This is a genomic window from Paenibacillus sp. F024 (assembly GCF_057814255.1).
In genome coordinates, this window is the sequence record NZ_JBVASZ010000125.1 from 1 (window position 1) to 311 (window position 311).

The 311-nt window shown below is 55.0% G+C and carries 1 pseudogene; it reads left to right on the forward strand.

Going from position 1 to position 311, the window contains the following annotated elements:
- Positions 1-311 (forward strand): annotated as a pseudogene (locus ACZYR9_RS27650) (DNA polymerase IV); the annotation flags it as partial.

Genomic DNA, 311 nt, shown 5'->3' on the forward strand with positions numbered 1-311 from the left:
CCGTGCTGCGCAAAAGAGATGTACCGTCCATACTGTGGCCGCAGCCATGCTCTTATCTATACGGCATCGGCAAAAAACCGCCGAAAAGCTCAAAAGGCTGCATATTCATACGCTCGGCCAGCTGGCACACGCCGATTCCTCGCTGCTTACGAATCATTTTGGCGTGCTGGGGCTGGTTCTCAAGCGTGCGGCCAACGGGGAGGACGAGTCCCCGGTCAATCCGGAGCGCGAACAAAGCAAGTCCATCGGGCATACAACAACCCTTCCCGTCAACTATACTGACCGTGCCGATATTCACAGGGTTTTTCTTA